General features: G+C 53.4%; 5 protein-coding genes. All 5 read right to left on the reverse strand.

The genetic code is table 11. From position 1 onward, the window contains the following. Nucleotides 1-662 precede the first annotated feature (662 nt). Nucleotides 663-1,568: a hypothetical protein gene (locus tag BIS10_RS17145; protein ID WP_253507115.1), complete on the reverse strand. Its 906-nt coding sequence runs from the start codon at nt 1,566-1,568 to the stop codon at nt 663-665. Nucleotides 1,569-1,801: 233 nt separating this feature from the next. Further along, nucleotides 1,802-2,158: a hypothetical protein gene (locus tag BIS10_RS17150; RefSeq protein WP_083025030.1), complete on the reverse strand. Its 357-nt coding sequence runs from the start codon at nt 2,156-2,158 to the stop codon at nt 1,802-1,804. Nucleotides 2,159-2,233: 75 nt separating this feature from the next. Continuing rightward, on the reverse strand, nt 2,234-2,839 hold the full coding sequence (locus BIS10_RS17155; RefSeq protein WP_083024035.1) for a hypothetical protein: 606 nt from the start codon (nt 2,837-2,839) through the stop codon (nt 2,234-2,236). A gap of 224 nt (nt 2,840-3,063) precedes the next feature. Further along, on the reverse strand, nt 3,064-4,335 hold the full coding sequence (gene gabT / locus BIS10_RS17160) for a 4-aminobutyrate--2-oxoglutarate transaminase (RefSeq protein WP_083024033.1): 1,272 nt from the start codon (nt 4,333-4,335) through the stop codon (nt 3,064-3,066). Between the two features lie 11 nt (nt 4,336-4,346). After that, nucleotides 4,347-5,318 (reverse strand): NAD-dependent succinate-semialdehyde dehydrogenase (locus BIS10_RS17165; RefSeq protein ID WP_253507118.1); only part of this gene is annotated, 972 nt, incomplete at its 5' end.

Raw genomic sequence — 5,318 nt, forward strand, 5'->3', positions numbered from 1 at the left:
TTTTGAATTCTTCAGTGTAGCGGGGATGGCTCATGGTTCCTCCTAGATACCTTTAGTATAAGGCCTGGAGGTGTCTACGAAACCTGGGGCGATTCACTGCTCTATGAACTGCGCCGCACTCCGGAGGCTAGAGATGCCAGCCAAGCGATTGTGGAGAAGCTGGCGAGTCAGCGGCGGCCTTCTGCTCGGCGTGGTAAAAAAGTGGAGGCTGATAATCGGCAGCAGCTTTTGTTGTTTGGTGAGAGTGGGATGGGGAATGGATAGCTGTATAATACGTCCGTTGAGGCCATTCGGTACCAGTCGTACTCTATTTGGCGATGCCAACACAGGCTAAAGCCGCATCGAGGAAAACCACGGCATAAGCGAAACGGTTTTGCTGACTAGCCCATCGTCTTAATATTTCTAAATCTAAATTCAGGTATCCAGCCTTGCCATTGGCATGGTATCTGCAATATGAGAAGACTCTTACTGTTAGCTAGGTTGCTATTACCGAACCACTTCAGTAATTCCGTCAGGTGCCAACCATCCTGAGCCTCATGCAAGGAGTGGCTGACATGGGGAAAATTAGTTGACAGAAACGTGTTTAACGCAATGCTTTTCGGCAATTTTGGAGACGCGAAGAAGTGGAAATACTGTCCGTTAACAGTGACTTATTAGAAGTTTTACCCAACGGATTCTTTAATTTCAATTAGGTAAGCTAGATCGTGAGTTTTCTCAAACTCCCGTATTGCATAACGTTTCCTAGAAAACTCGAGTGCCACACCTCCAAGTTCTACCAAAACCGCCGTGCCCAGCGAAGCAATAGGACCTCCGAAAAATGCAGCTGCAATACTTGTCGCAGCAGCAGCCTGGAGACTCTTCGCATCAAGAAGAGATGAAATGCAGCCATTAGTAGACTCAAAGCCGAGCCGCTTCCTTGTTGCACTGTATTCATCAAGGCGACGCCCCAAATCGTCGATGACAAATGACGTAGGCATCCCTTGATAATTGTTGTGGAAGAAAAGGCGCAGATTGCGCAACTTTGATCTTGCTTCGGGATCTTTGCGAAGCTCAAGTATCTGCTCCCACGAAGCCTTGGAAGCGTCTACAAGCGGGACCCCGGACAGCCCTAACGCTGCATATGGAGTAGTTCCGGGAAGCGGTTCTTCGCTCGGCAATATCACCGTTGTATATGATTTCCCAAGAGCTTTAGCCAGCTTACTAAACTCATCTCTTACCGAATACTGATTTCCGAGCGACACGTCGTTAAGGTAGATTTCCTTGACATCATCGTAGTTATTTGAAAGGCTTTTTCTTACTGGCTGTATTGCCTTTATGAATGCATCCCAAGAGTCGATGTATTTTCCCAAGTAGGTCCATTTCTCGGGCGAGCTAGTTGGCGAAACACCAAAGAGAATGTGCACAAGCACTTCGCCTGGAATATCTTCAGGAAGTTTAAACAAGACATCACGCCCCTCACCTTGTCCGTGCATAGACGAAAAAGAAATCGGGATTACACTATCGAAATATAGTGCAGCAGTTTTGAGATCTTCAAAACAAACTGCGTTCTGGCTGAATGTATATGTCATATCAAAAGCTCTAACTCTTGCAGTTTATTCAGGCACAAAACTTAGCTCAGTGGGCGTCAGACATGACGCTCTTCTTAGAGCTCATTTATCAAGCCCATACTCGACAAGACTCCTTTCACTCTATCTTCTCTGCAATTATGTCATAATATATCTTTAGTGAAGCGCCAAAAAATCTAGCCATTATCGTTTAGGAGTTACCAACAACCCCTCTTCCCTAGAGTGACAAAGCACTTTCAGCCGCTCCCACTATCGAGGATATAAAAATTATAAAAACTTTCAATCTCACCATTTACTCGCTGTAGTCTTTTTCTGACGTCTTCGTGCTCTGCATGCAAGTTTTTCCCAGCATCAAAATATGTTTCGGGGGTTGTCAACCCATCCGCAAGCTCTTTAATTTCCGGAAGTAATTTTTCGTAATGGTTTTTTAGCACAATGAGAGCATTGATTCTATTTTGATTTGAAGCTTCTAAAATTGATTTTTGTGCTTGCTCAGAACTCCTCTTCGCTTGTCTAACTTGCAAATGAGCATGAGCGGCTGAAACAATCGCAGCCAGTGCGCTGAGCATGCTTACCACTGTAGTTGTATCCATAGTAATGCTGTCCTTTATCAGTATGGCTCAAGCTAGCAATCAATCGCGCGAGGAACGAGCGTCGGCTGTATGGCCTTATTGGGCTTTGGCAACCTCCTGCAATGACCCAATCACGAACTCTCGGAAATACTCTCCCTGCTCAGCAGCAAGAGCAGGAATACATTGCAACTTAAATTCCGGCCACGGCCTGCAGCCCTGCGACAATTTCTCTGTAAGAGCGTACTCAAGGACCCACGCGGAAAATGGAACATCCTTATCTTGGATTTTTTTCAGAAAAGTCTTTGCTTGTGAAAGACCACCACCTGCCCCCTCAAAGGCAACTCGGCCTTTCGAAAATACATACCACTCACCCGTCTTCGCATCTTCTGCTATTATTACTGGCAATCGCCAAGCCATCGACGGCCGGTCCTCAATAACGATATAAACCACAGGCTCAGCAAGCAGGTCCAATACAACTTCAAAATCGTCTTGGATATCAAAAGTCCGGTACTTTTTTTTGTATTTTACGTTCTGGCCATATACGGCTTTTATGTCCGGATCTCTCTGCCCCTCCTCCGGATCAGTCTCTTGAGCTGGTATTCCGCCCTCCCTCGCCTCCGCTTTCAGCAGGCGTCGAATTCGATCATAGCTATAGTTCCCTATAAATCCTGAAACGATCATCTCAGTTAGTTTTTCAAACACGCTTACCTCCTAGACAGCGCTCCCTATGACTGGGTAAACGGCGCCAATATGATTGCCCGAAAAATATAACTTAACAAATTCTGTAAAATTAAAATTATCAAAACGTGTTTAGAGCGACTAACTATCTCGCCTTTGGGCCTTCAACGCCCACAAAAAAGCCGCCCACCGCCACCAGCAGCTTATGCTACCTGACGATGGGCGGGCTTCGTACTGCCTAAACGCGATTAACTAAGCGCTTCCAACGACTCCTCAATAATACTCAACCCTTCCTCCAACACCGCAGACGACACCGTCAGCGGTACAAGAATGCGGACGCTGTTGCCGTAGAAGCCACACGAAAGCAGGATCAGGCCTTTCTCGCGAGCTTTGGCGCAGAGCGCGCCGGTGAGTTGTGGGTCGGGCTTGCCTTCACCGTTGAGCAGCTCAAACGCGGCCATGGCGCCGAGCTGGCGGCCGTGGGCGACGGCGGGGAAGCGCTCTTCCCAGACGGCGAAGCGTTCGGCCAACATTTTGCCCATCTGCTCGCTGCGGGCCAGGATGTTCTCTTCTTCGATGGCTTCGATCACCGCCAGGGCTGCCGCGCAGGAGAGCGGGTTGCCGCTGTAGGTGCCGCCTAGAGAGTTGGGGCCGGAGGCGTCCATTACCTTGGCGGTGCCGACCACGGCAGAAAGCGGCATGCCGTTGGCGAGGCTCTTAGCGGTGGTGAGAATGTCCGCTTCGATGCCGCTGTGCTCCAGGGCAAACAGCTTGCCGGTACGGGCAAAGCCGGACTGCACTTCGTCGGCGATCAGCAGAATGCCATGCTCGTCGCACAGGGCGCGCAGCGCTTTCAGGTAATCCGGCGAGGCGATGTAGAAGCCGCCTTCGCCCTGTACCGGTTCAATCACAATGGCCGCCGTGCGGTGCGGGGCGATGTCGGTTTTGAACAGCGTGCGAATGGCGTTCAGCGAAGCCTCTTCGCTGATGCCGTGCAGCGGATTAGGGAACGGTGCGCGGAACACATCGCCCGGCATCGGGCCGAAGTCGTTCTTGTAGGGCAGCACCTTGCCGGTCATCGCCAGGGTCATCATGGTGCGGCCGTGGAAAGCGCCGTCAAACGTGATGATGCCGGTGCGGCCAGTGGCGGCGCGGGCGATCTTCACGGCGTTTTCTAGCGCCTCGGCACCGGTGTTCACCAGCATCGCTTTACGCTCGGGGCCGCGCACCGGGGTGAGTTCGCAGAGCTTTTGGCACAGCTGCACGTAGGGCGCGTAGGAAATGACCGCTGCGCTGGTGTGCATGACTTTCTTGAGCTGCGCTTCCACCGCCGCGACGATTTTCGGGTGGCGGTGGCCCAGGTTGAGCACGCCAATGCCGCCCGCGAAGTCGATCCAGCGTTTGCCGTCGGCGTCCCACAGCTCGGCGTTTTCGGCGCGCTCGGCAAACTGGGTGGTCGGCGTGGCGGCACCGTTGGCCACGAAGCGGTTTTTCAGGTCGTTCAATTCTTGGTTAGTCATCATCGTTCTCTTTATAAACCGCCTACGCAGACGTACTTCAGTTCGGTAAATTCATCGAGGCCATGGTGGGAACCTTCGCGGCCCAGCCCGGACTCTTTCACGCCGCCAAACGGCGCAAGCTCGGTAGAGATCAAGCCTTCGTTGACGCCCACCATGCCGTACTCCAGCTGCTCCATGGTGCGCCAGATGCGGCGGTAATCGGTGGCGTAGAAGTAGGCGGCCAAGCCAAACGGGGTGTCGTTGGCCATGGCGATGGCTTCTTCATCGCGCTGGAAGCGGAACACCGGCGCGACTGGGCCGAAGGTCTCTTCGTCGGCGACGGCCATTTCGGTGGTCACATCCGCCAGCACCGTGGGGGTAAAGAAGCGATCACCCGCCGCGTGGGGCTGGCCGCCGCATAGCAGGCGCGCGCCTTTATTCACTGCGTCGTCGACGTGGCGCTGCACTTTATCCACGGCGGCTTGGTTGATCAGCGGGCCGATGATGCTGCCCTCGGCCAGGCCATCACCCACGTTGAGGGCGTTCACACGCTCGGTGAGCTTGGCGACGAAGGCATCGTAAATGCCGTCCTGCACCAGGAAGCGGTTGGTGCACACGCAGGTTTGCCCGGCGTTGCGGAACTTGGAGGCGATGGCTCCGTTCACGGCGGCGTCCACATCGGCGTCGTCAAACACGATGAACGGCGCGTTGCCGCCCAGCTCCATGGCGGTTTTCTTCACCGTGCTGGCGCACTGGGCGAGCAGGTGTTTGCCCACCGGGGTAGAACCGGTAAACGACACCTTGCGCACCCGAGGGTCGGTAGTGAGTACCTCGCCCACGGCGGCGGGTTTGGAAGCAGTAACCACGTTGATGGTGCCTGCAGGCAGGCCCGCTTCCAGCGCTAAATAAGCAGCGGCCAGGGCGGTCAGCGGCGTGGCTTCGGCGGGTTTGATGACCACGGGGCAGCCCGCGGCCAGGGCCGGGGCGCACTTGCGGGTAATCAT

The sequence above is a fragment of the Halomonas sp. 707B3 genome (genome assembly GCF_024158645.1).
Taxonomy (GTDB): Bacteria; Pseudomonadota; Gammaproteobacteria; order Pseudomonadales; family Halomonadaceae; genus Vreelandella; species Vreelandella lionensis.

Coding starts and splice junctions, on each gene's coding strand:
- gabT (WP_083024033.1), bottom strand. CDS start 4,335: ATGACTAACCAAGAATTGAACGACCTGAAAAACCGCTTCGTGGCCAAC.
- BIS10_RS17145 (WP_253507115.1), bottom strand. CDS start 1,568: ATGACATATACATTCAGCCAGAACGCAGTTTGTTTTGAAGATCTCAAA.
- BIS10_RS17150 (WP_083025030.1), bottom strand. CDS start 2,158: ATGGATACAACTACAGTGGTAAGCATGCTCAGCGCACTGGCTGCGATT.